Origin of the sequence: Streptomyces sp. NPDC047085 (assembly GCF_040643735.1) — a bacterium.
Lineage (GTDB): Bacteria > Actinomycetota > Actinomycetes > Streptomycetales > Streptomycetaceae > Streptomyces.
Map to the genome: position 1 here is coordinate 1,163,726 of NZ_JBEYUW010000002.1, position 23,487 is coordinate 1,187,212.

Here is a 23,487-nt window from a genome sequence, read left to right on the forward strand (position 1 = left end):
TCCATCAGTCATCCAACTCCCTCATCGGTTCCTTCGGCTTCCCCCAGCTCCTCGGCGACTCGCAGATGCTGGACTGCGTACGACCGCCAGGGCCGCCATGCGTCGGGTACGTCCGCGCCGGGCGGTGCGACGTCCGGATCGCCGAGGGCCCGCACCCGGATGGTGGCGACGACGGCCGGGTCCATCCCGGGCAGCGCGAGCAGCGCCTCCTGGGCGTCGTCCCGGTCGGCGCCCGGGTCCAGTCGTACGGTCCCGTCGGCGAGCGCGGCGGCCAGCGCGCCCAGCGGCCCGCCGGGTTCCGCGTCGGCGAGGGCGGCGGGCTCCGGGAACAGATGCGTGAGGTTCCCGCAGGGCGCGTCGAGCGCCTTGCCGTACCGCCGCACCAGTCGCTCCAGGGTGTCCTTCGAGCCCACCAGGGCCCGTATCGCGGCCTCCGCCGGGTCGACGGTGCCCGGTGAGCGCAGTCCGGGCCGGACGGCGACCAGCGGGGCGAGCCGCGGGTCGGCGGCGAGCCGCTCGTCCACCGCGTACGGGTCGGCGTCGAGGTCGAACAGCCGCCGCAGCCGGTGCACGGCGGTGGTCAGGTCCCGGGGATCGGTGAGGTGGAGCCGGGCGTCGAGCCAGCCGCCCGGATGCGTGCCGCCGCCCGCCTTCGGGCCCCGGGCGCGTTCCTCGACGGCGACGAGCGCGGTGCCGTACGGCAGCCGCAGGGTGCGCCGGTAGGTACGGCTCCCGGGCCTGCCGCTCACGTCCTCGACACCGGGTACGGCCTCCCGTGCCAACTGGTCGAAGACGGCGGCGGCCTGGTACGGCCCGCGGTGGGCGAGCCGCAGCGGGATGCCCGCGGACGGGGTGGCCCGGCGGGCGCCCCGGCCGCGTGGCGCGGCGGCCCGCACCTCGGTCGGGGTGGCCGCGTACACCTCCCGGATCGTGTCGTTGAACTGGCGCACACTGGCGAACCCGGACGCGAAGACGATCTCCGTGACGGGCAGGTCGGTGGTCTGCAGCAGCGTCCGCGCGGTGTGCGCCCGCTGGGCCCGGGCGAGCGCCACGGGCCCGGCGCCGAGTTCCCCGGTCAGCTGGCGCTGCACCTGCCGGGCGCTGTAGCCGAGCCGGGAGGCCAGTCCGGAGACGCCCTCCCGGTCCACGACACCGTCCGCGATCAGCCGCATGGCCCGCCCGACGACATCCGCGCGCACGTCCCACTCCGCCGACCCCGGCACGGCGTCCGGCCGGCACCGCCGGCAGGCCCGGAACCCGGAGCCCTGCGCGGCGGCGGCCGTCGGGAAGAACCGGACGTTCCGCCGCTTGGGCGTCACCGCCGGACAGCTGGGCCGGCAGTAGATCCCGGTCGTCTCGACGGCGAAGAAGAAGGCCCCGTCGAACCGCCCGTCCCGGCTCCGCACCGCTTCGTACCTGCTGTCTTCGTCCATCACGTGTTCCAGTGTGGGACCCGGCGGCAGACACGGGCTGGCGGAAATCGGACACGCAGCTTACCTGGACTTTCCCGCGCGGGCGGGTCTGTCCCCTTCTCTGCGGGGCGCCTACATCCGGCGTCCCCGCTTCAGCTCCATCGCCGCCCGCCCCTCGGCTCCCTTCCGCTTCCAGTCCCGCCGAAGCTCGGCACGGACCCTGGCATCGGTCTTGGCCACGATCCACTGGTTCTCCCGGACCAGCTTCCGGTAGCTCTCCAGCCGGCGCACCGGAAGCTCCCCGTCCTCGACGGCGGAGCGCACCGCGCAGCCGGGCTCGCTCTCGTGGGCGCAGTCGTGGAACCTGCACCGCTCGGCCAGCTCCTCGATCTCGCTGAAGACCTGCCCGACCCCGCTCTCGGCGTCGAACAGCCCGACTCCGCGCAGCCCGGGGGTGTCGATGAGCACGCCCCCGCCGGGCAGGGCGAGCAGGTTGCGGGTGGTCGTGGTGTGCCGGCCCTTCCCGTCGACGTCCCGGGCGGCCCGTACGTCCATGACGTCCTCGCCGACGAGGGCGTTGGCGAGGGTCGACTTGCCGGCGCCGGACTGCCCGAGCAGCACGGTCGTACCGGAGCCGACGAGGGAGACGAGCACGTCGAGGCCGTCTCCGTGCAGGGCGCTGACGGTGAGCACGGGCACGCCGGGCGCGGTCGTCTCGACGTCCTGGACGAGGTGGGCGAGGGTCACCGGGTCGGGTACGAGGTCGGCCTTGGTGAGCACGACCACGGGCTGTGCGCCGGACTCCCAGGCCAGGGCCAGGAACCGTTCGACGCGGCCGAGGTCGAGTTCGACGGCGAGGGAGACGGCGACGACGGCGTGGTCGACGTTGGCGGCGAGGATCTGCCCCTCGGACCGCTTGGAGGAGGTGGAGCGGACGAACGCGGTCCGGCGCGGCAGCAGCGTCCGCACGTATCGCGGGTCGCCGCCTTCGGGGTCGACGGCGACCCAGTCCCCCGTGCACACGACCTTCATCGGGTCGCGGGGAACGACGAACTCGGTGTCGGCGCGCACGATCCCGTCGGCGGTGACGACGTCACACTGTCCGCGGTCGACCCGCACGACACGACCGGGCTCCAGGCCCTGCTCGGCACAGGGCACGAACTCGGCTTCCCAGCCCTCGTCCCAGCCGTAGGCGGCGAGAGGGTGCGACGAAACCGAAGAAGAAGCAGAAGAGGAGGAAGAAGCGGAAGAGAGATTCAAGGGGAACCCTTCACAGGGGTGGCCCCGGCTCCGCGCAGGTCTGCGCTGTGAGGTGGGTCAGCCGGAGGCCACGGAGGTGGAGTGGACGAACTTCTGGTTGCGGGCAGCGCCCATCACAGAGACAGCCATCGGTCACACCTCCCTTTCCTCACACGGTCGACGACGACGGCCATCGGCCGCCGTGCGAAGCAGTCCTGACTCTAGAGCGGCACGCGCGCGCGTGCCACCGATTTATGCGCCGGCTCCGCTCGGCCCGGCGCTGTCACCGGAGGTGGTGTCAGAGCGTGATCCAGTAACGGCGTTTCACACCGAGAGGGGTGGTGCGCACGTCTTCCAGGACACCGCCGTTCGCCTCGATCGTGCGCGCGGAGGGCGTGTTGCCGTCGTCGCAGGTCAGCAGGACCCGGTCCAGACCCTGACGGCGCGCCTCGGGCAGGACCGAGCGCAGAGCCCAGGTGGCGTGCCCTCGCCGGCGTGCCGAAGGGCGCACGCTGTAGCCGATGTTGCCGCCGCCCTCCAGCAGGAGGGCGTTCAGGTAGTGCCGTACGTCGATCGCCCCCAGATAGGTGTCGTCCTCGACGATCCACAGGTGCGTCGCGTGCACACGGCCCTGCGGCAGGGGCAGCGACCGGTCGGACTGCGCCCGCAGACACCTCACCCACTCCTCGAAGCCGGCGACGCTGTCGAGATCCGGCCCTGCGAGCCGCAGTCCGCTTCCGTCCTGATGAGCGTCGGGGCCCCACTCCTCGCGCGCCTCCATCCAGGAGGTCCGCAAACGGGCGGTGGGCTCGATGAGTCTGGGCACGCCGCAGAGATTAACACCCCCTTTCCCTCTCAACAGGCCGCTCAGGGCGGGCTCTTGAGCCGGAGGAATATGACGTGCCGGTGTGGCCGCTACGCCCGACCGCAGGGAAAGCAGGGGGGATCAACAACACGCCGGGAGCGGCCCGCGGCCTGCAGCCGGGCGACAAGCCCATCGTCGATTTCGGGGGTGAGCTCGGCCGGCCGGGCCGTCAACGCGTCGCGCAGGTATCCCCGTTGAGGGTGAAGGCGGACGGTGCCCGGTTCCTGCCCTGCCAGGAGCCGACGAAGCCGAAGCTGAAGGTGGAGTGCGCGGCGACGGCCTTGTTGTAGTCGTGGGCGGCGGCGGTGACGCGGGAGCCGTTCTGGTCGGCGGCCGCGTCCCACATCTGGCCGACCTGCTGGCCGTCGGGGAAGGTCCAGGCGACCCGCCAGTCGGTGAGGGCCTTGTCGGTGGTGACGGTGAGGGTGGCCTGGAAGCCGGTGCTCCACTCGCTGTCCAGGTGGTAGTCGACCCGGCAGGCCGGGGCGGCGGCCGTCGTGCGGCTGGGACTGGGGGTCGGGGCGGCGGAGGAGGTGCCCTGGGGTTCGGGATCGGGGTTCTTGTGGTGGGTACGGCCACGGTCCGGGGTGGCGCTCCCGGAGGGGGCGGCGGAGGAGGAGCGGGAGGGGGTGGCCGAGGGGGCGGGGCCGGCCGCGCTGCCGGAGGTGAACGTGCCGGGGTCGGCGACCGTGCGGCGGTCGTCGTGGGCCGCGGCCCGCTCGTCGCCGGAGTCGCCGAACGGCATCATCGACACGCCGAGCGCCAGGGCGGACAGGAGCACGGCGGCGACGAGCAGGCCGCCTCGCAGGACGCGGTGGCGGCCCGTGTTCTCCCCGGGGTCTCCGGTGCCGGCCGGCGCCGGGCCGCCCGCGCCGAGGCGGGCCTCGGTGGCGCGGCGCCGGCGCTCCAGATAGGCGAGGCCACCCCAGCCGACGACCCCGCCGGCGAGCGCGGCCGGCAGTCCGCCGCCGTGCAGCCGCAGACAGGCGGCGGCCTCGGCGCACCGCACGCAGGTGGCGAGGTGCCGGGACAGGTCGTCGGGCGTGTCGGCGACGGGCGAGCGGGTGACCGCGTCCAGCAGGCGGGCGTAGCTGCGACACTGTGCGTCCATCGGGGTGTCGCGGTGGGCGCGGTGGCAGCGGTCCCGGAACAGGACGCGGACCTGTTCGAGTTCCTCGGCGGCGGTCTCCGGGTCCAGGCCCAGGCGGCGGGCCACGGTGGGCAGGGGCAGCGCCTCCACCTCGGCGAGCCACAGCAGCGCGGCGTCCGCCTCCTGCATGTCCCTGAGGCCGCGCAGGGCGATCGGCCGCTCCAGGGGCGGCCCGGTGTAGCGGGCGGCCTTGCCGGAGTTGAGCCACAGCCGGAGGTCGGGGTCGAGCTTGTGGCCCTGGCCGTCGGCCTCCCAGGCGGCGGCCGTGGCGCGTACGGCGGTGAGCAGCTCCGGGATCATCGGCAGCCGTGCGGGGCGCCGGACCCCGCCGCGTACGGACGAGCCCGCGGCGCGCACCTCGCGCATGCCGACCGTGAACGCCTCGGTCGCCAGCTGGTGCGCCGCCAGGGAGCCGGCGGTGCACAGATCGGCGTACGAGAGCACCGCGTCCCAGCACTCGGAGAACAGCGCGGACTCGGTGGCGTCCTTGGGGGTCGGCAGGTCGGGCATGGGACTCCTGCATCCACGAGCGAGGTCAACTCACCACAGAAGGAAGGGAGTTGGGGAAAACCTCGCGGCGGGCAGGAGCTTTTCACGCCGCCGACACGACTGACAAGCGGAATCTTCAAATCCGGTGACGGCCCGGCCCGCGCCTCCGGTCTGGAGTACGGACGCGGGCGCCCCGGTGTTCAACGCGCCGTCGGTTCTCTCCGGCTCAGACCTCCACCGGCTCCTCGGCGGGCAGGCTGTCCATGAAGGAGCTGACGGAGAACACCGCGCGGCCGGGTCCGGGCGGGCCGTAGCCGGGCGGGGAGGACAGACCGAAGTCGTCCATCGTCTGCCGATAGGCCTGGAGCAGCCGGATGTGGTACTCCAGCGGCGCGCCCTGCGGGTTGGCCTTGCCGAGCGGGGTGGTGGGCTCGGGGCACCAGGTGGTGAAGCGGGGCGTGATGCCGTGCGACATGAAGAAGCGCAGGCCCTCGGTGGTGGAGGCGATGGCCTCGTCCACGGTGGTGAAGCCGAACGGCTCGGCCATCTCCACGCCCGCCACGAAGTTGGGGATGACGTTGCGCGCGCCGAAGACCTCGGCCGAGTCGAGGACCCGCCTGTGCCACTCGTCCCGGCCGACGTACCGCTCCTTGCCGGGGCAGTACAGCTCGAACAGCCGGCGGTCCCACACCTCGAAGTTGGGGTGGTAGATCTGCACGCCGTAGTCCTTGAACCGCTGCACGTCCGCCTTGGGCAGCGCCTGCGCCACGACCTTGCCGATCCAGCGGCCGGGGAAGCGCTCCTCGATGGCCTTGGCGTAGTGGCCGTAGAAGTCGGCCTCGTCGCGCCCGGCGACGGTCTTGGTGATGGCTCCGCCGGTGAGGGTGTAGGCGGTGGACGCCTTCTGGGTGTCGTACCGATCGATGATCTCGAGGGCCTCCAGGACCTCCTCGACGTCCTTCACCCCGGTGTACGGCCGCCCCGCCGCCTTGTGCTGGCGCCAGTTGTGGTTGATGTCGCAGTACTGGCACTCCTCCTTCGCGCCGAAGTACTGGCAGACCCGGAAGACGGTCAGGTAGATGAGGTAGCCCCACTGGATGGTGGGGGCGACCTCCATGACGGACTTCCCGTTGGAGAGGGTGTGCCGGTAGTACTCGGGCATCGGCGGCACGCCGACGTCGGCGATCCGCTTCCCGTCCAGGTACAGCCCGAGCAGCCCCTCGTCGTCGGCGGCGACCCGGTACGGCGAGGTGGGATTCACCCGTACGGAGACGACCGTACGGCGCAGGTCGTACGGGCCACCCGTGAGGATGATCTCCTCCGGCGGCCGGCGCAGCGCGGCCTCGCCCAGTTCGGGCAGGGTGCCGTGGTCGAAGGAGAAGATGAAGTACGACTTCGGCTTGACCTCGCCGCCCTCGTTGTCACTGAGGGCGGAGGGGTCGAAGGCGACGCCGCCCCGGAGCAGGTCCTCCTTGAAGACGGCTTCCCGTGGCACATGCGGGAAGCGCTCCATCAGATCCTCGACCAACGCGGTGCGGCTGCCCATCCCGTGTCTCCTCCCGGCTCAGGCGTTCGGCTCCTCACCGTATGCCCCCGCCCGCGCGTCAGCCGTGCCGGGTCCCCTCACGTCGCGCGATGTGTCCCGGGACGGGGATGTCCGACGGCAGCCGAGGGTCGGCCACGGGGGCGCCCCAGACCGCGGTCAGCGGCAGGGTCCCGGCCCACAGGCCCAGTTCGGCGTCGGGTCCGTCGCCGTCGTCGGGGGCGCCGGCGCGGATCTTGACCGAAGCCTCTTCCAGTGAGAGGGCGAGGAGGGTCGTGGCGGCGAGTTCCTTGCGGTTCGGCCGGCGTGCGTACGACCACTGCCCGGGCGTCGCGTGCTCGGTGAGCCGGCGCAGCCCCTCCAGCTTCTCCTCCGGGTCGGTGACCCTGCGGGCCTCGCCGTGGATGACGGCACTGCGGTAGTTGACCCCGTGCTCGAAGACGGAGCGGGCGAGGACCAGGCCGTCGACGTGGGTGACGGTGACGCAGACGGGGGCGTCGCCCGCCAGGCTGCGGCTCGCCACGGACCCGTGGACGTACAGCTGCCGTTCGTCCCGGCCGTACACGGTCGGCACGACCAGTGGCCGCCCCTCGACCACCACACCCAGGTGACAGACGAACCCGGCGTCCAGGATCGCGTCGAGCTCGGCCCGCTCCAGACTGCCCTGCTCGCGCAGGCGACGGTGCCGGGTGAGCCCGGTCTCGGGGAGCCGGGCGGGGAGGGAGGGTGAGGTCATGGACGGTAAATCTACTGAATACGCATCCATGGAGCTATAGATTTACGAAAGTGCCTCATCGAGCGCGCTTGAACAACGAAATCCGCACCAGGCGGATGGTCACGCATGCGAGCCGGGGAGGGTCCGCGCGCGGAAGGTGCGGCGGTAGGTGTCCGGGGGGACACCGACCGTGCGGTTGAAGTGCCGGCGCAGGGTCGTGGCGGTGCCCATGCCGGTGGCGGCCGCGATGGTGTCGACGCTGTCGTCGGTGGTCTCCAGCAACTCCTGGGCGCGACGGATCCGCTGGGTCAGCAGCCATTGCAGCGGGGTGGTGCCGGTCGCCGACCTGAAGTGGCGGCCGAGGTGGCGCGAGCTCATCCGCGCCTGGCGGGCGAGGTCCTCAACGGTCAGCGGCCGGTCCAGCCGGGCCAGCACCCAGGGGAGCAGTTGATCGAGCGGGTGGCGGTCGGGGGCGGGCACCGGGGTGGTGACGAACTGGGCCTGGCCGCCGTCCCGGTGCGGCGGCACGACCAGGCGGCGGGCGACGATGTTGGCGACCGACGCGCCGTGGTCGAGGCGGACGAGGTGCAGACAGAGGTCCATGGCGGCGGCCTTGCCGGCGGAGGTGAGCACGCTGCCGTTGTCGACGTAGAGGACGTCCGGGTCCACCTCCACCCGGGGGTGGCGGGCGGCCAGTTCCCGGGTGTGCGCCCAGTGCGTGGTGGCGCGCTTCCCGTCCAGCAGGCCGGCGGCGGCCAGCACGAACGCGCCGGTGCACAGGGAGGCCACGCGTCCGCCCGCCTCATGGGCCGCGCGCACCGCGTCGACCAGACCGGCGGGCGGCTCCACGCCGATGTCGGCCCAGCCCGGGACGATCACGGTGTCGGCGCGCGCGAGCCCGTCGAGGCCGTGGTCGGGCTCCAGCCGGAACCGGCCGACCCGCACGGCGCCCGGCCCGCAGACCTCGACGTCGTACCAGGGGATCCCTGTCACGCCGTCCGGGGCCGCCCCGAACACCTCGTAGGCCATGGACAGTTCGAAGTGCAGCATTCCGTCGGTGACGGCGAGCGCGACAGTGGTCACGTCCGGAATTGTACGGGTCATGTCGTTCCGGACACTCGTCCGGGGCACGCGCCACCGCCAGGATGGCCACGTCGGATCGCGGCGGATCGATGCATTCGCAGCAGGCAGATCAACGGAGTTACGGGGGAACCCATGGGTTCGAGGGAAGCGGTGGCGGTGTTCGGGGCGTACGGGCACACCGGGCGCTTCGTGGTGGCGGAGCTGCGGGAGCGCGGGTTCGTCCCGGTGCTCTCCGGCCGGGACGCCGACAGGCTGACGGCGCTGGGGGCGTCCGCTCCCGGATCGGACGTCCGTCCGGCGTCCGTGGACGACCCGGCCTCGCTGGACCGCGCGCTGGCCGGTACGGCGGCCGTGATCAACTGCGCGGGGCCCTTCGCCGTGACGGCCGCCCCCGTGATCGAGGCGGCATTGCGCGCCGGGATCCCGTACGTGGATGTGGCGGCCGAGATCGAGGCCAACGTCGACACGTTCTCGCACTTCGCGGACCGCGCCCGCGCGGCGGGAGCGGTGATCGTCCCCGCGATGGCCTTCTACGGAGGTCTCGGCGACCTGCTCGTCACCGCCGCGATGGGCGACTGGACGACGGCCGACGAGGCGCACATCGCGTACGCGCTGAGCAGTTGGCACCCGACCGCCGGCTCGCGCGCCGCGGGCGCGGTCTCCCGGGAGCGGCGCGGCGGCCGGCGCGTCGTCCACACGAACGGGCGGCTGGACTACCGCGACGACAAGCCGCCGATCCTCGACTGGACCTTCCCCGAGCCCCTGGGCACCCGGCCCGTCGTCGGGGAGTTCACGATGGCCGACGTGGTCACCGTCCCCAGCCACCTGCCCATTCCCGAGGTGCGCACCTACATGACGGTCGAGGCGGCCCGGGAGGTGACGTCCCCGGACACACCGTCGCCGACCGCCGCCGACGAGCGGGGGCGGTCCGCGCAGACCTTCCTCGTCGAGGCCGTCGTGCGCTCCGGTGACCGCGAGCGGCGCGCCGTGGCGAGCGGCCAGGACATCTACGCCGTCACCGCGCCGCTCGCGGTGGAAGCGGTCGAGCGCATCCTCACGGGACGGACCAAGGCGGTCGGTGTCGCCGCCGCGGGCGAGATCTTCGACGCGCCGGACTTCCTCCGCGCACTGTCCGCGCACCTTTCGCCGGACCTGCGTCCGTAGCGGGCCGGGTGCCCGCGCCGTCCGCCGTCAGGCCGTCCGCTCCAGCTCCGCGTGGTCGACGGCGTGCAGCAGTCCGTCGCCCGCCGACAGTCGGGCCGCCTCCTCGACCACGGTCCGCCCGAGCCGGGCCAGCTCGTTGCCCTGGGAGCCGGCGACATGGGGGGTGACGACGGCGTTGGGCAGGTCGAACAGAGGGGAGTCGGCGGGCAGCGGCTCGGGGTCGGTGACGTCGAGGACGGCGCTCAGGCGTCCGGTGCGCAGTTCCCCGGTCAGGGCGCCGTGGTCGACCAGGGTGCCGCGCGCGGTGTTGATCAGTACGGATCCGTCGGGCATCAGGGCGAGTTCGCGGGCGCCGATCAGGTGCCGGGTCTCGGGAGTCGCCGGGGCGTGCAGGGTGACGATGTCCGAGGTGCGCAGCAGCTCGTCCAGCGGCAGCAGCGGGACGCCGAGCCGGGCGGCCTCGGCCTGGTCGACGTACGGGTCCGCGAGGCTCACCCGGAGGTCGTGGGGCCGCAGCAGCTCGATCAGCCGCCGGCCGACGCGGGAGGCGCCGACGACGCCGACGCGGCGGCCGTGGTTGCCGATGCCGGGGACGAGGTCGCCGTAGGGGAAGCCGCGGCGGGTGCGCAGCCGGTCCCGGGCGGCGAGGACGTCCTTTCCGGCGAGCAGGATCATGGCCAGGGTGTACTCGGCGACGGGTACGGCGTTGGCGGTGGCGGCCGAGGAGACGACGATGCCGCGCCGCCACACCTCGGGGGTGGTGAAGCCCTTCACCGAGCCGGCCGCGTGCAGCACCGCCCGCAGTTTCGGGGCCGCGTCCAGCGCGGCGGCGTCCAGGCGGGGGCAGCCCCAGCCGGTGATCAGGATCTCGGTGCGGGCGAGCGTCTCCCGTACCCGGGGTCCGGTGAAGTCGTGCGCCACCAGGGCGGGGTCGACGTCCACGTGCGCGCGCAGCCGGGCGAGCAGCTCCGGCGGAAAGAGGTGCGGCACGTTCTGGGCGGTCATGGCGAACAACGCCTGGGGACGCTCGGGCAAGGAAGGGGCCTCCGGCTCGGTGACGCGCGGGCAGCAACCGCTCTCCACGGTAGGTCCCGGCGAATGAGAGGGTCAACGCGGACCGGACCCACTCTCCCGGAGGGACGACAGGAATGACGGAGTCGGCGCAGACGGTCACCAACTGGGCGTGCAACATCGTCTACTCGGCCAGGGAGTTCCACCGCCCGGACTCCCTGGACGCGCTCCGGGCTCTGGTGGCCGGGAGCGCGAAGGTGCGGGTGCTGGGCAGCGGCCACTCGTTCAACCGCATCGCGGACCCCGGCGGCGAGGGCGTGCTGCTGTCGATCGCCGCCCTCCCGCCGGTGATCGACGTGGACACCGCGGCCCGCACGGTCCGCGTCTCGGGCGGTGTCCGGTACGCGGAACTCGCCCGCGCCGTCCACGCGCACGGCCTCGCCCTGCCCAACATGGCCTCGCTGCCGCACATTTCGGTGGCGGGTTCGGTGGCCACCGGCACGCACGGTTCGGGGGTCGGCAACGGGCCGCTCGCGGAGGTGGTGCGGGAGGTGGAGCTGGTCACGGCGGACGGTACGACCGTGACGATCGCCCGCGGGGACGCCCGCTTCGACGGGGCCGTGACCTCGCTGGGCGCGCTCGGCGTGGTCACCGCGCTCACCCTCGACCTGGAGCCGTCGTACGAGGTCGAGCAGCACGTGTTCACCGAACTGCCGCTCGCCGGGCTGGACTACGAGGCGGTGGCGGGGTCGGCGTACAGCGTGAGCCTGTTCACCGACTGGCGGGAGCCCGGCTTCCGGCAGGTGTGGGTGAAACGGCGCACCGACCGGGCGCCGGTGCGCTTCCCCTGGGCCGAACCGGCGACCGAGGCGCTGCACCCGGTGCCGGGGATGCCCGCGGTGAACTGCACCGAGCAGTTCGGGGTGCCGGGGCCGTGGCACGAGCGGCTGCCGCACTTCCGGGCGGAGTTCACGCCGAGCAGCGGGGCGGAGCTGCAGTCGGAGTATCTGCTGCCGCGGTCGACGGCCCTCGACGTGCTGCACGCGCTCGACGGGATCAGGTCGACGGTCGCCGGTGTGCTGCAGACCTGCGAGGTGCGTACGGTCGCCGCCGACCCGCAGTGGCTCAGCCCGGCCCACGGCCGCGACTCGGTGGCGGTGCACTTCACCTGGGTCGTGGACACGGAGGCCGTGCTGCCGGTGGTGCGCCGGGTCGAGGAGGCGCTGGACCCCTTCGATCCGCGTCCGCACTGGGGCAAGGTGTTCACCATGCCGGCGGCGGAGATCCGGCGCCGGTACACGCGCCTGGCCGACTTCCGCGAGCTGGCCCAAGCCATCGATCCCACCGGCAAGTTCACCAACGCCTTCGTCCGGGACGTCCTCGGCGGCTGACGTCCGCACAGGGACCGCCGGGGCGGCCGCGGCTTTCTCCACCCCCTTTCCTAACCCCTTGTCGAAAGCCTCTCCCGGCCATAGCCTGGCGCCCGCCCCGGTGCTCCGAGCGCACCGGCCGGCTCTGGACGGGTTGGGAGGGCAGCTCCGTGAAGCGCACCTCACGGGACATCCGCACCGCGAACCGCTACGAGGTGCTGCGCCAGATCATCGCCGTGTCGCCCACCTCCCGGCAGGAGCTGGCGGCCGCCACCGGGCTGAGCCTGGCCACGGTCGCCACGCTCGTCGGCGAGCTGCTGGACCTGCGCCTGATCACCGAGGTCGGCTTCGAGGACTCCGCCGGGGGCCGCCCCCGGGGCTTGGTCGCCGTCGACGCGTCGGGGGGCGGCGCGCTGATCGGTGTCGACATCGCGGAGACGTACGTCCACGCCGAGCTGTTCGACCTGGCGCTGAACGTGCTGGCCCGCGCGGAGGAGGACCTGGGGCCCGGCGAGAGCGGCCCGGAGCAGGTCGTCGGTCGTGTCGCCGCCGCCGTCGGCTCGGTGGTCGCGCGGGCGGGGGCCGGGGCGGCCCGGGTGCTGGGCGTCGGGGTCAGCATGCCGGGCCAGGTGGACCGGGCCACCGGGGTCGTGGAGTACGCGGCCAACTGGAACTGGCGCGAGGTGCCGCTGCTCGACCTGCTCGCCGAACGCCTCCCGTATCCCCTCCACCTGGACAACCCGCTGCGCGCCTGCACGGTGGCCGAGCTGTGGTTCGGTGCCGCGCGGGGCCGCGAGGACGCCGTGGTGGTGAACCTGGGTACCGGTGTCGGCGCGGGGCTGGCGCTCGGCGGCGGCCTGCACCGGGGGGTGAGCAACAGCGCGGGCGAGTGGGGGCACACCACGCTCGTCCTGGACGGCCGGCCGTGCCACTGCGGCAACCAGGGGTGCGTGGAGACGTACGTCGGCGCGCCGGGCATCATGCGGAACCTGACCGAACTCGACCCGCGCTCCCCGCTGTTGCACCCCGAGGACCAGACCGCCACCATCGACGCGCTGGCCCGGGCGGTGGCCGCGAACGACCCGGTGGCCCTCGCGGTGGTCCGGTCCACCGCCCGCTACCTGGGCGCGGCGATCGCCGATCTGATCAACCTCCTCAACCCCGAAGTGGTCGTCCTCAGCAGCTGGGTGGCGTCCCGGCTGGGCGAGCCGCTGCTCCGGGAGGTGCGCACGGCCGTCGCCCGGCGCGCGCTCGGGCGGCCGCTGGCCGCCACCGAGATCGTCCTCTCCCCCATCCCGACCGACCCGGTGTCCCTCGGCGCCGCCACCTTCGCGCTGGAGGGCGTCCTGCGGTCGGCGGGACAGCGACGGACCCCGTCCGGGATGGAACCAACGGAAGCGAAGGCAGGAGACCGATGACTTTCCGGACCAGCACCGCCTATGTCGAGGACGTCTCCCCGGGCAGCGGGGCGCTGCCGCCCCGGGCCTGGTACGCCTCCTCGGACGCCACCTCCCTCTCGCTCAACGGCAGCTGGCGCTTCCGGCTGTCGGACACGGCCGACGCCGAGGACGACTCCTTCGCGCAGGAGGGGTACGACGCCGGCGGCTGGGCCGAGGTGTCGGTCCCCGGCCACTGGGTCCTCCAGGGGCACGGCTCCCCCATCTACACCAACCACCTCTACCCCTTCCCCGTCGACCCGCCCCGCGTCCCGACCGAGAACCCCACCGGCGACCATCTGCGCGTCTTCGATCTGCCGGAGGACTGGCCGGCCGACGGCGGTGCCGTCCTGCGGTTCGACGGTGTGGAGTCCTGCGCCCGGGTCTGGCTGAACGGCACGGACATCGGCGAGTTCAAGGGCTCCCGGCTCCCGCACGAGTTCCCGGTCGGCCATCTGCTGAGGACCGCCGGCAACGTCCTCGCGGTCCGGGTCCACCAGTGGTCGGCGGGCTCGTACCTGGAGGACCAGGACCAGTGGTGGCTGCCCGGCATCTTCCGTGACGTCACCCTGCTGCACCGCCCGGCGGGCTGCGCCCTCGACTTCTTCGTGCACGCCTCCTACGACCACGTCACCGGCACGGGCACCCTGCGCGTCGACGCCGACGTGGACGGCCGGGTCACCGTCCCCGGCCTCGGCGTCGACATCGCCACCGGCGAAGCGGTGACGGTCCCGGTCGAGCCGTGGTCGGCCGAGGCGCCGAGGCTGTACGACGGTGAACTGGCCACCGAGGGCGAGCGGATCCCGCTGCGCATCGGCTTCCGCACGGTGGAACTGTCGGACGGCCTGATCAAGGTCAACGGCAGGCCGGTCCTCTTCAAGGGCGTCAACCGGCACGAATGGCACCCGGAGCGGGGCCGCGCGCTGGACCTCGCGACCATGAGGGAGGACGTGCTGCTGATGAAGCGGCACAACATCAACGCCGTCCGCACCTCCCACTACCCGCCGCACCCCGCCTTCCTCGACCTGTGCGACGAGTACGGGCTCTGGGTCGTCGACGAGTGCGACCTGGAGACCCACGGCTTCACCGAGCAGGGCTGGCGGGACAACCCCGTCGACGACGACCGCTGGACCCCGGCCCTGCTCGACCGCGCCGCCCGGATGGTCGAGCGGGACAAGAACCATCCCTCGGTCGTCATCTGGTCCCTCGGCAACGAGGCCGGCACCGGCCGGGGCCTGACCGCGATGGCCGAGTGGATCCACGGCCGCGACTCCTCCCGTCTCGTGCACTACGAGGGCGACCTCGACTGCCGTGACACGGACATGTACTCACGCATGTACGCCGACCACGCCGAGGTCGAGCGCATCGGCCGGCGCCAGGACGGCGGCACCCACAAGCGCCGCGAACTCCCCTTCATCCTCTGCGAGTACGCCCACGCCATGGGCAACGGCCCCGGCGGACTGGCCGACTACCAGCGGATCTTCGAGGCGTACGACCGGCTCCAGGGCGGCTTCGTCTGGGAGTGGATCGACCACGGCATCGAGGACGAGCGGTACGGCTACGCCTACGGCGGCGACTTCGGCGAGGAACTGCACGACGGCAACTTCGTCTGCGACGGCCTGCTCTTCCCGGACCGGCAGCCCTCCCCCGGGCTGATCGAGTTCAAGAAGGTGATCGAGCCGGTCGCCATCGAGGTCGACGGCAGGGGCGGCACCGTCCGCGTCACCAACAAGTACGACTTCGCCGACCTGTCCGCGCTGGCGTTCACCTGGTCGTACCAGGTGGACGGCGAGACGGCCGGGACGGGCACCCTGACGGTCCCCGTACTCGCGCCCGGCGAGTCCGCCGAGGTGAAGCTGCCCGAACCACCGCTCGCGGCCCCGGCGGGCGAGGCCTTCTGGACGGTACGGGCACGGCTCGCCGCCGACACCGCGTGGGCGCCGCAGGACCACGTCGTCGCCTGGGGCCAGTTCGCCGTGTCCCCACGCCGGGCCCCGTCGATCCCGTCGATCCTGTCGGGCACCGCCCCGGCACGGGACGCGGCCGATGAACTGATCACCCTCGGCCCGGCGTCCTTCGACGCCCGCACCGGCGCCCTGCGGACGATCGGCGGAGTCGACGTCACCGGTCTCCGCCTGGACGTCTGGCGCGCGACGACCGACAACGACGACGGCGCCCCCTGGCAGCCCGACCTCCGCTACGGCCCGCTGTGGCGCACGCTCGGCCTGCACCGCATGCGCCACCGGCTCGACGCGGTGGACCTGGACGACAACGCGCTGACGGTGCGCACCCGGGTGGCACCGGCCGCCGGGGAGATCGGACTGTCGACCGCGTACCGCTGGGCATCGGACGGACACCGTCTCCGGCTGACCGTGTCCGTGACCCCGGAGGGCGACTGGCGCGTCCCGCTGCCCCGGCTCGGCATCCGCTTCGGCCTTTCGGCCGACCGTGTGCGGTGGTACGGCGGCGGTCCGGGCGAGGCATACCCGGACAGCAGGCTGGCCTCCACGATCGCCCGCCGGGAGTCGACGGTGGACGACCTGCAGACGCCGTACGTCCGCCCCCAGGAGAACGGCGCCCGCGCCGACGTCCGCTGGGCGGAACTGGGCGGCCTGCGCATCGAGGGCGACCCGGAGTTCTACCTCACCGCCCGCCGCTGGACCACGGAACAGTTGGACGCCGCCACCCACCGCACCGACCTCACCCCCGGCACCACGGTCTGGGTCAACCTCGACCACGCCCACCACGCCCTCGGCTCGCAGTCCTGCGGCCCGGGCCCGCTGCCCCAGTACCACCTGAGGGCCGCGCCGGCACAGTTCTCCTTCGTCTTCTCGGAGACCGAGGCGCCCGAGGCCGGCTGACCCACCCGCCCACGCGCGTTCCCGGGTGCCCCCTAGGAATTACCCTAGGGGGCCCAGGAACGCCTGAGGAGGTGGCTCATGGCCCGAGCGGGGGTCACCGTCGACCGGCTGGTGGCGGCTGCGGCGGAACTCGCCGACGAGGCGGGGTTCGAGCGTGTCACCCTGTCCGCGCTGGCCCGGCGCTTCGGCGTGAAGGACGCGAGTCTGTACTCGCACGTCAGGGGCTTGGGCGAGCTGCGGACGCGGCTCGCCTTGTACGCGGGCGGCGAGCTGATCGACCGGATCGCGGAGGCGGTGGCGGGGCGGGCGGGGAAGGACGCGCTGGCCGCGTTCGCGGGCGCGTACCGGGCCTACGCGCTGGAGCACCCGGGCCGGTACGCGGCCACGCAGATCCGCATCGACCAGGCCCTGATCGCCGACTCCCCCGCCCTGCGCCGCACGGCCGACATCACGTACGGCATGCTGCGCGCCTACGGCCTGGACGAGCCCGATCTCACGGACGCCGTACGGCTGCTGCGCAGCACCTTCCACGGCTACTGCGTCCTGGAGTCCGCCGGCGGCTTCGGCGCGGACCGGGACGTCCAGGCGTCCTGGGACAAGGCGGTCGAGGCCCTGCACCTCGCCCTCGCGCACTGGCCCCGGGAGAAGAAGACCGACGGGTGAACCGGCGCCCCGGGTCACCCCGTGGAGTTCGCCGATCCGCTCGCCGGGGCGCTCCTGGCCGACGCGCACACCTCGTCGTAGGAGGGTGTCGTACCGGCCGGTGTCCGTCCCGCGGCGATGTCGGCCACCGCGTCCAGGGCCGCGCCCAGCGCCCGCCGGTAGAGCAGTGAGCCGAGGCTGATCCGGCGGACGCCCAGGTCGGCGAGGTGGGGCACGGTGGGCCCGGCGGGCGAGTAGAGGATGTTGAGCGGGGCGTCGAGGTGCCGGACGAGGACCGCGATCCGGGTGGGGTCGGTCAGGCCGGGTACGAACACGCCGTCGGCGCCCGCCTGCTGGTAGGCGTCGAGGCGACGCAGGGTCTCCGTCTGGCCGTCGGCTCCGTCGCCGTCGCCCGACCAGTACGTGTCCGTGCGGGCGTTGACGAACAGGCCGGGCACGGCCGCCTTCACCGCGGCGATCTTCGCGGCGTGTCGTGCGGCCGGCCCGAGACCGTCCTCCAGGTTGATGCCGACGACCCCGACGGCCCACAGCTCGCGGGCGAACTCGGCGACGTCGTCCGGATCGTCGGCGAAGCCGTTCTCCGCGTCGACGGAGAGCAGGTAGGGCTCCGAGCCGAGGGTGAGGGCGAGGCGCAGGGTGTGCTCGCGGGTCGCGGCCTGTCCGTCGGGGAGGCCCACGGCCGCCGCCACGGCGAGGCTCGTCGTGGCGATCGCGGGCCAGCCCCGGGCCGCGAGGGCGGCGGCCGAGGCGTGGTCCCAAGCGTTGGGCAGGAGCAGCGGCTCGCCGGGGCGGTGGTGGAGTGCGGCGAAGGACGTCACAACACGCTCTGCGTTCATACGTCCACGCTAGGCGCCGCTCGTTTCGGCGCCCGCCGAACCGTCGCACCCACCCCCTCGGCGGCCGCCTCGCTACCGCCCGCGCTCCGCCGCGCTGCGCTCCACGCAGAACTCGTTGCCCTCGGGATCGGCGAGGACCGCCCAGCCGGTGCCGTCGGCCTTGCGCCGGTCGTCCACCAGGGTGGCGCCGAGGGCGAGCAGCCGCTCGACCTCCTCGTCGCGGCGGCGGTCCTGGGGCTGGAGGTCGAGGTGGATCCGGTTCTTGACGGTCTTGGCGTCGGGCACGGTGACGAAGAGCAGGCCCGCGCCCTCGATCAGGGCCATCTCGTCGCCCGGGTGGTCGTTCTCGTGCAGGGGCTGGTCCAGCACCTTCGACCAGAAGGTGCCCAGGGCGTAGGCGTCGGCGCAGTCGACGGTCACGTGACGGATCTTGGAAGTCATGGGGCGGATTCTCGTGGGCCGTGGTCAGGAAAGCCAGCGCGGGGTGACGGGCGCGGAGCGGTCCGGGAGCTCCATCGCGTCCGCCATGCGGCGCATGACCTCGACGGGCAGGGACGGGTTGTGGGCGGCCGCCTCCGCTTCGGGGAGGCGGCGCAGCAGGCCGGTCAGGAGACGGGCGGGCAGGCGGGGATGGCGGGCGGCCAGGACGCGGATGTGCCCGTGCGGGTCGTCGAGGAGCCGGGCGGCGCCGGCGGCGGACAGCCGTGGGTCGCCGGCGGCCCGGTGGCGTACGTCGGCGTGGCCGTCGCGGCTGTGGCGTTCGACCAGGTCCGGCGTCGACTCCGGGTCGTCCAGGGCCAGTTGGCGCATGCGCGGGTCGGGGTCGTCGGCGTACCGGAGCAGGCCGCGCCGGGGGAAGTTGGGGTGACCGCGTGGGCGGTCGGGGTGGCTGAGGCTTCCGGTCCACCACTGCCACACCTCCAGCAGCATGTCCCCGGGCGCGTCGTCGCAGGACTCGGCGAGGAAGAGCCGTACGACCCGGTCCTCGTCGCGTGCGAGCCGCTCCACGACGTCGGGCGGCAGGCGGCGGGCCCGGGCCACGCTCCTGCGCACGAGGGGGTGGGCGGATGCGGCCAGGCGGCGCATGGCGGCGGGGTCGTGGTGCAGGTCCCGGACCCAGTCCAGGGCGTGAGCATGAATGGCGGGGTCGAAGTCGATGCGGACGCGGGCGCGTTGCTCCTCGGTGAGATCGGCCCGGATCGACACCTCGTACCGGACTCCGGCGTCGGGGTCCTCGGCGAGCAGGGCGGCCAGGTCCGGATCCAGGCGGGGGTTGGCGGCGAGGGCGCGCCGCCGGGCCGGTTCGCCGTGCCGTACCAGGTGTGCGGCGAGGTCGCGGTCCAGCCGGCAGGTCTTCAGCGCGTGGTCCTCGACCTCCTGGGCCTCGAACACCGGGCGGGACATCGGGTGTTCTCGGTGGTGCAGGAGCAGGGCGGCGGCCCGCACCCGGTCGTCCGGGTCGGCCAGCAGGGCCTCTCGTGCCGGGGTGTCGAGATGCGGCCAGGCGTCCCAGCAGGCCACGGACCGTACGCCGCCGTCCGGGTCGGCGGCGAGCGTGACCGACAGGTCCTCGGGCAGGCAGCGGAGGCGGGCGGCCTCGGAGCGGACGCGCGGGGACGGATCGGCGGCCAGTGCGCGGCAGGTGTCCGCGTCCAGCTCGGCCCGGCGTTCCGCGGCGATCAGGGTGAGGAGCCACCGGTGGCGCTCCTCGCGCTCGCCCAGGATCGTCCGCGCCCACTGCTCCGGGCTGATGTTCGACTGACTCTCGGCCATCCGCCTCCGGAACTTCCAGTCGGGGTGGGCCAGCGCCGCGTCCACGACCTCCGTCGGCAGGGGGTTGTACATGACGTAGGGGGACCGCTCCAGCAGCCGGGCGCGGAGGTCCGCAGGGGCGGCCGGGTTGAGCGAGAGGCCGCGCGCCCAGGCGTCGAGCAGCTCCTCGCCGGGCCGTGGTCCCCGGAACAGTGCCGCCCAGGCGGCCTCGCGTTCCTCGGGCGTCTCGTCGGCGGCGGCCCGTGCGGCCGCGTCCTGCCGCGCGCCGATCCGGTCCTCGGTGATCAGCCAGACGTCGTACTCCTCGGTCGTGGCGGCCACCATGGCCTGCCCGTCCGCCGACAGCGTGACGAACTCCGGCTGTCCGGGGCGCTCGCCGAGCACCCCGGCGAGGTCCCAGTCGTCGGTGAGCCGGACCCGGGCCCAGAAGCCGGCCGCCTCCCGCTTCCAGTTCCCGGCGACGGAGACGAGGAACACGTCGTCGCCGCCGAGGATCCCGGCCTCGGACGCCAACCGGTGCCACTGCCGGTTGAGTTCGGCGACCGGATCGGGCCGGTCCGAGCGTACGGTCACGGTCGGCTCGGCCTGGAAGCCGACGACGCGGCGCCAGGCGGCCCCGGGCGGCAGCACCTCCTCGACCCGCCAGTCGCCCACGATCTCCAGCCCGGCCCGCCCCAGCAGCCCGGCAAGCTCTTCTCTCCCACCCCGCATGGAGATCATCCTGCCTGACGGAACATCGCGGTCCGGACACGAATACGGACAGGGGCACGGATACGGGCACGGGCATGGACACCCGCAACGCCCGCTCTGCGCCGTACGGCACCCTCAGTCCCGTACGGTGACCTCCACGCCCGACGCGCCCAGCCGGGCCCGGATCCCGGCTCCGCCGCTCCAGCGGACCTCCAACTCCCCTGCCCCGTCCGCCCGTACGGACACCAGCTCGGTCAAGGGCGGCCGGGGATACGGCTCGGCGGTCAGCCGGGCGAGCGCGACGAACAGGGTGTCCCCGTCGCCGACGACCCCGGTGAGGGTGTCGGACAGGCCCACGGCGGGCAGGAGTTCGGCCCGGGCGCCGTCCCGCGCGGCCCACCCCGTGATCCGCACCGGTGTCCCGGGCGCGGCCCCCGAGACGAGGTGGGCCCGCACCTCCGCCGCGCCCTCGGCGAGCACCAGGTTCGTCACGGTGACCCCCTCGCGCACGGTGTGCCGGGAGGCGATCCAGCCAGGGCCCGTGCCCAGCGGCACGATGTCGGTGCGGCTCGGATCGCCGTCGACGAGCACGCTGTTGTCGTACGACGGGCTGGGCCCGGTCGCGGTCGAGTAGGCGAGCCGGGTGTAGTAGGGGTCGTAGCGGGTGTCCTCGCTGCCGTGGTTGTGGAGGCGGACCAGGCCGTCCGAACGGGTCGACTGGAGCAGCCAGTTGGGGGCGGGCACGGGCCGGGCCTCGTCCGCGCGCTCGGCCGGGCCCGGCTCCTCCGTCGCCGTCCACACCGCGTGGTCGGCCGGCAGCAGCAGGCCGAGGAAGCCCTTGCTCGCCCAGTACGGGGAGGCCGGGCCCGAATAGCTTTGCACCACCGCCTCGTCGGGGCCGTGCCAGCCGAGGGTCAGCAGGCCGCGCTGGTCCACGGCGTCCCGGTCCAGGAAGTGGCGCAGCGTGCCCGAGGCCAGCCTGCGGGTCTCGCCCGGGGACAGCGGGGTGCGGCCGGTGAGCGCGCCGAGCCACAGCGGGGCGGCGGTCGCGAAGCGGTAGGTGAGGGAGCGGCCCTGCGGCACGGGAGCGCCGTCGCCGCCGAACAGGCGGGCGTAGTCGGCGAGATGGGCCTGGAGCCGGCTGCCGTAGAGGTCGAGCAGGTCGGGGTCGCCGGCCAGCCAGGCGTGCAGCACGGTGTAGAGGTGGAGGGCCCAGCCGTTGTAGTAGTCGAACAGGCGGCCGTCGCCGTCGGTGTACCAGCCGCCGCCGACGTACCAGCGCTCGACGCGTTCCAGACCGCGGTCGATCGCCTTGCGCGCCGCGTCCGGCTGGTGGCCGATCTCGGTCAGGAAGCCGCCGACGACGACCGGGAACAACTCCCAGTTGTTGGGCCAGGGTTCGGCGGTGAGCGCGTCCGCCAGCCAGGCCGCCGTCCGCTCGCGCACCGGCTGGTCCAGGCGGTCCCACAGCAGCGGCTGGGTCAGCCGCAGGGCGAGCGCGATCGAGGCGGCCTCCACCAGGGGCTGACTGCGGTCGGTGATCCGCGGCCACACGCCGCCGGGACCGGTCACGAGTCCCTCGGCGTAACGGCCCAGCACGGTCTCGTCCTTGCGGAACGCGGCCAGCAGGAGCGTACGGGCGTAGCCCTCCAGGCCGTCGGAGAGGCGGCCCGAGTGGCTCACGTGGTCACCGGGGAGGTGGTAGAGGGCGCGGTCGGCGGTGGCAAAGGGCTCGACGGCGGCGAGCAGGGCGTCGGCGGCGGCCTCCCAGTGGGCGCGGGTGTAGCCGGTGTACGGGCTCCGGGAACGGTCGTCTGCGGGCAGGCGGATCACGTCGGGGCCGTTCCTTTCGGGCGACTGGCCCTGGCGGCTTCCGGGGCGGCCGGGCACGCCTGGTCCGAGACCTGGGGCCCCCCGGTTCCGGTCGGGGCACCCCAGGAGTTCTGGGGGCGGGTGGACCGTACCGCTTGGGGGCAAGCGCTTTCCAGAGTCCGGCGCCTTTTGGTTTGGACTAGCTTCGTGACATGAGCAGGAGTACCGCCCCCAGCCTCGCCGAAGCCCTCGCCGCCGGACCGGTCGTGCTGGACGGCGGCATGTCCAACCAGCTCGAGTCGGCCGGGTACGACCTGAGCGACGAGTTGTGGTCGGCGCGGCTGCTCGCCGACCGGCCCGAGGCGGTCGTCGAGGCGCACCTCGCGTACTTCACGGCGGGCGCGGACGTGGCGATCACCGCCGGCTACCAGGCCACGTTCGAGGGCTTCGCCCAGCGCGGGATCGGCCGCGAGGGCGCCGCGCGGCTGCTGGTGTCGAGCGTGGAGCTGGCCCGCGAGGCGGTCCGGCGGGCGCGGGTCGCCGGGGCCGCGCGGCCGCTGTGGGTGGCGGCGTCGGTGGGGCCGTACGGGGCGATGCTCGCGGACGGCTCCGAGTACCGGGGGCGGTACGGGCTGAGCGTGGCGGAGCTGGAGCGGTTCCATCGGCCGCGGCTGGAGGTGCTGGCCGGTGCCGGGCCCGATGTGCTGGCGCTGGAGACCGTGCCGGACACCGACGAGGCGCTCGCGCTGGTGCGGGGGGTGCGCGGGCTGGGGGTGCCGGCGTGGCTCTCCTACACGGTCGGGGGCCGGCGCACGCGGGCGGGGCAGCCGTTGGAGGAGGCGTTCGGGTTGGCCTCGGACGTGGACGAGGTGATCGCGGTCGGGGTCAACTGCTGTGCCCCGGAGGATGTGGAGTACGCGGTGGAAACCGCGGCCCGGGTGACCGGCAAGCCGGTCGTCGCCTACCCCAACAGCGGGGAGGCCTGGGACGCGAAGGCACGGGCCTGGGACGGACGGTCAACGTTCAGCGCCGACCAGGTCAAGAGCTGGTGTGCGGCGGGAGCGCGGCTGGTCGGAGGGTGTTGCCGGGTGGGGCCCGAGGGAATCGCCTCGATCGCGGAGGTACTGCGCGGACACGACTGAGGGCCGCCCGCGCTCGCGGTGACCCACACCGGCGGCGTGACCGCGCCCCATGTACGGTCCTGGCTCAGCGGCGCCTCGCTGCCACGGAACGGCGCAGGCGGCGTACGGCCGAGACGGCCAGGTCCGCACCAGGGGCACGGAGAATCGATACGAACCCGCCCCCATGCAGGCCCCCACGCCCCCAAGCGGCCCCGCAACCCCCGTGAAGGGACCCGACTCAGCGGCGCCTCGCC

At 73.6% G+C, this 23,487-nt stretch carries 18 protein-coding genes; 6 read left to right on the forward strand and 12 right to left on the reverse strand.

Annotation, left to right across the window (positions count from 1 at the left end; all coding sequences use genetic code 11):
- Nucleotides 1–8: 8 nt before the first annotated feature.
- The 7 genes from ABZ865_RS10875 to ABZ865_RS10905 all read right to left on the reverse strand — a co-directional run bounded on the left by ABZ865_RS10875 (nucleotide 9) and on the right by ABZ865_RS10905 (nucleotide 8,496).
- Nucleotides 9–1,433 carry an AlkA N-terminal domain-containing protein gene (locus ABZ865_RS10875; RefSeq protein ID WP_361227319.1) on the reverse strand — a complete coding sequence of 475 codons (1,425 nt, stop codon included), beginning with the start codon at nucleotides 1,431–1,433 and terminating at the stop codon, nucleotides 9–11.
- Between the two features lie 111 nt (nucleotides 1,434–1,544).
- A complete protein-coding gene (gene rsgA, locus ABZ865_RS10880) occupies nucleotides 1,545–2,672 on the reverse strand; it encodes a ribosome small subunit-dependent GTPase A (protein WP_361227082.1) in 1,128 nt (375 codons plus the stop codon).
- Between the two features lie 277 nt (nucleotides 2,673–2,949).
- Complete coding sequence (locus ABZ865_RS10885) at nucleotides 2,950–3,477, reverse strand: GNAT family N-acetyltransferase (protein WP_361227085.1); 528 nt, start codon at nucleotides 3,475–3,477, stop codon at nucleotides 2,950–2,952.
- A gap of 208 nt (nucleotides 3,478–3,685) precedes the next feature.
- The gene (locus ABZ865_RS10890; protein ID WP_361227087.1) at nucleotides 3,686–5,176 is read right to left on the reverse strand and encodes a cellulose-binding domain-containing protein; all 1,491 of its coding nucleotides are present in this window, start codon (nucleotides 5,174–5,176) and stop codon (nucleotides 3,686–3,688) included.
- 205 nt (nucleotides 5,177–5,381) lie between these two features.
- Nucleotides 5,382–6,701, reverse strand: coding sequence for a radical SAM protein (locus ABZ865_RS10895; RefSeq protein ID WP_361227090.1), 1,320 nt, complete (start codon nucleotides 6,699–6,701; stop codon nucleotides 5,382–5,384).
- Nucleotides 6,702–6,759: 58 nt separating this feature from the next.
- Entirely contained in the window at nucleotides 6,760–7,434 is a 675-nt protein-coding gene (locus ABZ865_RS10900; RefSeq protein ID WP_361227093.1) for a pyridoxamine 5'-phosphate oxidase family protein, read from the reverse strand.
- Nucleotides 7,435–7,533: 99 nt separating this feature from the next.
- Nucleotides 7,534–8,496 (reverse strand): helix-turn-helix domain-containing protein, encoded by a 963-nt coding sequence (locus ABZ865_RS10905; protein ID WP_361227096.1) that lies wholly within the window; start codon nucleotides 8,494–8,496, stop codon nucleotides 7,534–7,536.
- Between the two features lie 132 nt (nucleotides 8,497–8,628).
- Here ABZ865_RS10905 and ABZ865_RS10910 point away from each other — a divergent pair, with 132 nt between their 5' ends.
- Nucleotides 8,629–9,660: a saccharopine dehydrogenase NADP-binding domain-containing protein gene (locus ABZ865_RS10910; RefSeq protein ID WP_361227099.1), complete on the forward strand. Its 1,032-nt coding sequence runs from the start codon at nucleotides 8,629–8,631 to the stop codon at nucleotides 9,658–9,660.
- A 27-nt stretch (nucleotides 9,661–9,687) separates the two neighbouring features.
- On the opposite strand, the gene ABZ865_RS10915 is transcribed toward ABZ865_RS10910, so the two are convergent.
- Nucleotides 9,688–10,695: a hydroxyacid dehydrogenase gene (locus tag ABZ865_RS10915; protein WP_361227101.1), complete on the reverse strand. Its 1,008-nt coding sequence runs from the start codon at nucleotides 10,693–10,695 to the stop codon at nucleotides 9,688–9,690.
- A 113-nt stretch (nucleotides 10,696–10,808) separates the two neighbouring features.
- Between ABZ865_RS10915 and ABZ865_RS10920 the strand changes: the two genes are divergently transcribed.
- From ABZ865_RS10920 to ABZ865_RS10935, 4 genes are all read left to right on the forward strand, one after another.
- On the forward strand, nucleotides 10,809–12,062 hold the full coding sequence (locus tag ABZ865_RS10920; protein ID WP_361227104.1) for an FAD-binding protein: 1,254 nt from the start codon (nucleotides 10,809–10,811) through the stop codon (nucleotides 12,060–12,062).
- 149 nt (nucleotides 12,063–12,211) lie between these two features.
- On the forward strand, nucleotides 12,212–13,459 hold the full coding sequence (locus ABZ865_RS10925; RefSeq protein WP_361227107.1) for an ROK family protein: 1,248 nt from the start codon (nucleotides 12,212–12,214) through the stop codon (nucleotides 13,457–13,459).
- A complete protein-coding gene (locus ABZ865_RS10930) occupies nucleotides 13,456–16,338 on the forward strand; it encodes a glycoside hydrolase family 2 TIM barrel-domain containing protein (protein ID WP_361227110.1) in 2,883 nt (960 codons plus the stop codon). The genes ABZ865_RS10925 and ABZ865_RS10930 overlap by 4 nt, the downstream gene beginning before the upstream one ends.
- A 78-nt stretch (nucleotides 16,339–16,416) precedes the next feature.
- Nucleotides 16,417–17,001, forward strand: coding sequence for a TetR-like C-terminal domain-containing protein (locus ABZ865_RS10935; RefSeq protein WP_361227113.1), 585 nt, complete (start codon nucleotides 16,417–16,419; stop codon nucleotides 16,999–17,001).
- A 14-nt stretch (nucleotides 17,002–17,015) separates the two neighbouring features.
- On the opposite strand, the gene ABZ865_RS10940 is transcribed toward ABZ865_RS10935, so the two are convergent.
- The 4 genes from ABZ865_RS10940 to ABZ865_RS10955 form a co-directional block, all read right to left on the reverse strand.
- Complete coding sequence (locus tag ABZ865_RS10940; protein WP_361227116.1) at nucleotides 17,016–17,837, reverse strand: isocitrate lyase/phosphoenolpyruvate mutase family protein; 822 nt, start codon at nucleotides 17,835–17,837, stop codon at nucleotides 17,016–17,018.
- A gap of 72 nt (nucleotides 17,838–17,909) precedes the next feature.
- Complete coding sequence (locus ABZ865_RS10945; protein WP_361227119.1) at nucleotides 17,910–18,278, reverse strand: VOC family protein; 369 nt, start codon at nucleotides 18,276–18,278, stop codon at nucleotides 17,910–17,912.
- 24 nt (nucleotides 18,279–18,302) lie between these two features.
- Entirely contained in the window at nucleotides 18,303–20,321 is a 2,019-nt protein-coding gene (locus ABZ865_RS10950; RefSeq protein ID WP_361227122.1) for a PE-PGRS family protein, read from the reverse strand.
- A gap of 114 nt (nucleotides 20,322–20,435) precedes the next feature.
- Entirely contained in the window at nucleotides 20,436–22,130 is a 1,695-nt protein-coding gene (locus ABZ865_RS10955; RefSeq protein WP_361227322.1) for a DUF2264 domain-containing protein, read from the reverse strand.
- A gap of 194 nt (nucleotides 22,131–22,324) precedes the next feature.
- Between ABZ865_RS10955 and mmuM the strand changes: the two genes are divergently transcribed.
- Nucleotides 22,325–23,254 carry a homocysteine S-methyltransferase gene (gene mmuM / locus ABZ865_RS10960; protein WP_361227125.1) on the forward strand — a complete coding sequence of 310 codons (930 nt, stop codon included), beginning with the start codon at nucleotides 22,325–22,327 and terminating at the stop codon, nucleotides 23,252–23,254.
- Nucleotides 23,255–23,487: the final 233 nt, after the last annotated feature.

Coding starts and splice junctions, on each gene's coding strand:
- ABZ865_RS10945 (WP_361227119.1), bottom strand. CDS start 18,278: ATGACTTCCAAGATCCGTCACGTGACCGTCGACTGCGCCGACGCCTAC.
- ABZ865_RS10940 (WP_361227116.1), bottom strand. CDS start 17,837: ATGAACGCAGAGCGTGTTGTGACGTCCTTCGCCGCACTCCACCACCGC.
- ABZ865_RS10920 (WP_361227104.1), top strand. CDS start 10,809: ATGACGGAGTCGGCGCAGACGGTCACCAACTGGGCGTGCAACATCGTC.
- ABZ865_RS10935 (WP_361227113.1), top strand. CDS start 16,417: ATGGCCCGAGCGGGGGTCACCGTCGACCGGCTGGTGGCGGCTGCGGCG.
- ABZ865_RS10875 (WP_361227319.1), bottom strand. CDS start 1,433: ATGGACGAAGACAGCAGGTACGAAGCGGTGCGGAGCCGGGACGGGCGG.
- ABZ865_RS10910 (WP_361227099.1), top strand. CDS start 8,629: ATGGGTTCGAGGGAAGCGGTGGCGGTGTTCGGGGCGTACGGGCACACC.
- ABZ865_RS10900 (WP_361227093.1), bottom strand. CDS start 7,434: ATGACCTCACCCTCCCTCCCCGCCCGGCTCCCCGAGACCGGGCTCACC.
- ABZ865_RS10950 (WP_361227122.1), bottom strand. CDS start 20,321: ATGCGGGGTGGGAGAGAAGAGCTTGCCGGGCTGCTGGGGCGGGCCGGG.
- ABZ865_RS10895 (WP_361227090.1), bottom strand. CDS start 6,701: ATGGGCAGCCGCACCGCGTTGGTCGAGGATCTGATGGAGCGCTTCCCG.
- ABZ865_RS10930 (WP_361227110.1), top strand. CDS start 13,456: ATGACTTTCCGGACCAGCACCGCCTATGTCGAGGACGTCTCCCCGGGC.
- ABZ865_RS10890 (WP_361227087.1), bottom strand. CDS start 5,176: ATGCCCGACCTGCCGACCCCCAAGGACGCCACCGAGTCCGCGCTGTTC.
- mmuM (WP_361227125.1), top strand. CDS start 22,325: ATGAGCAGGAGTACCGCCCCCAGCCTCGCCGAAGCCCTCGCCGCCGGA.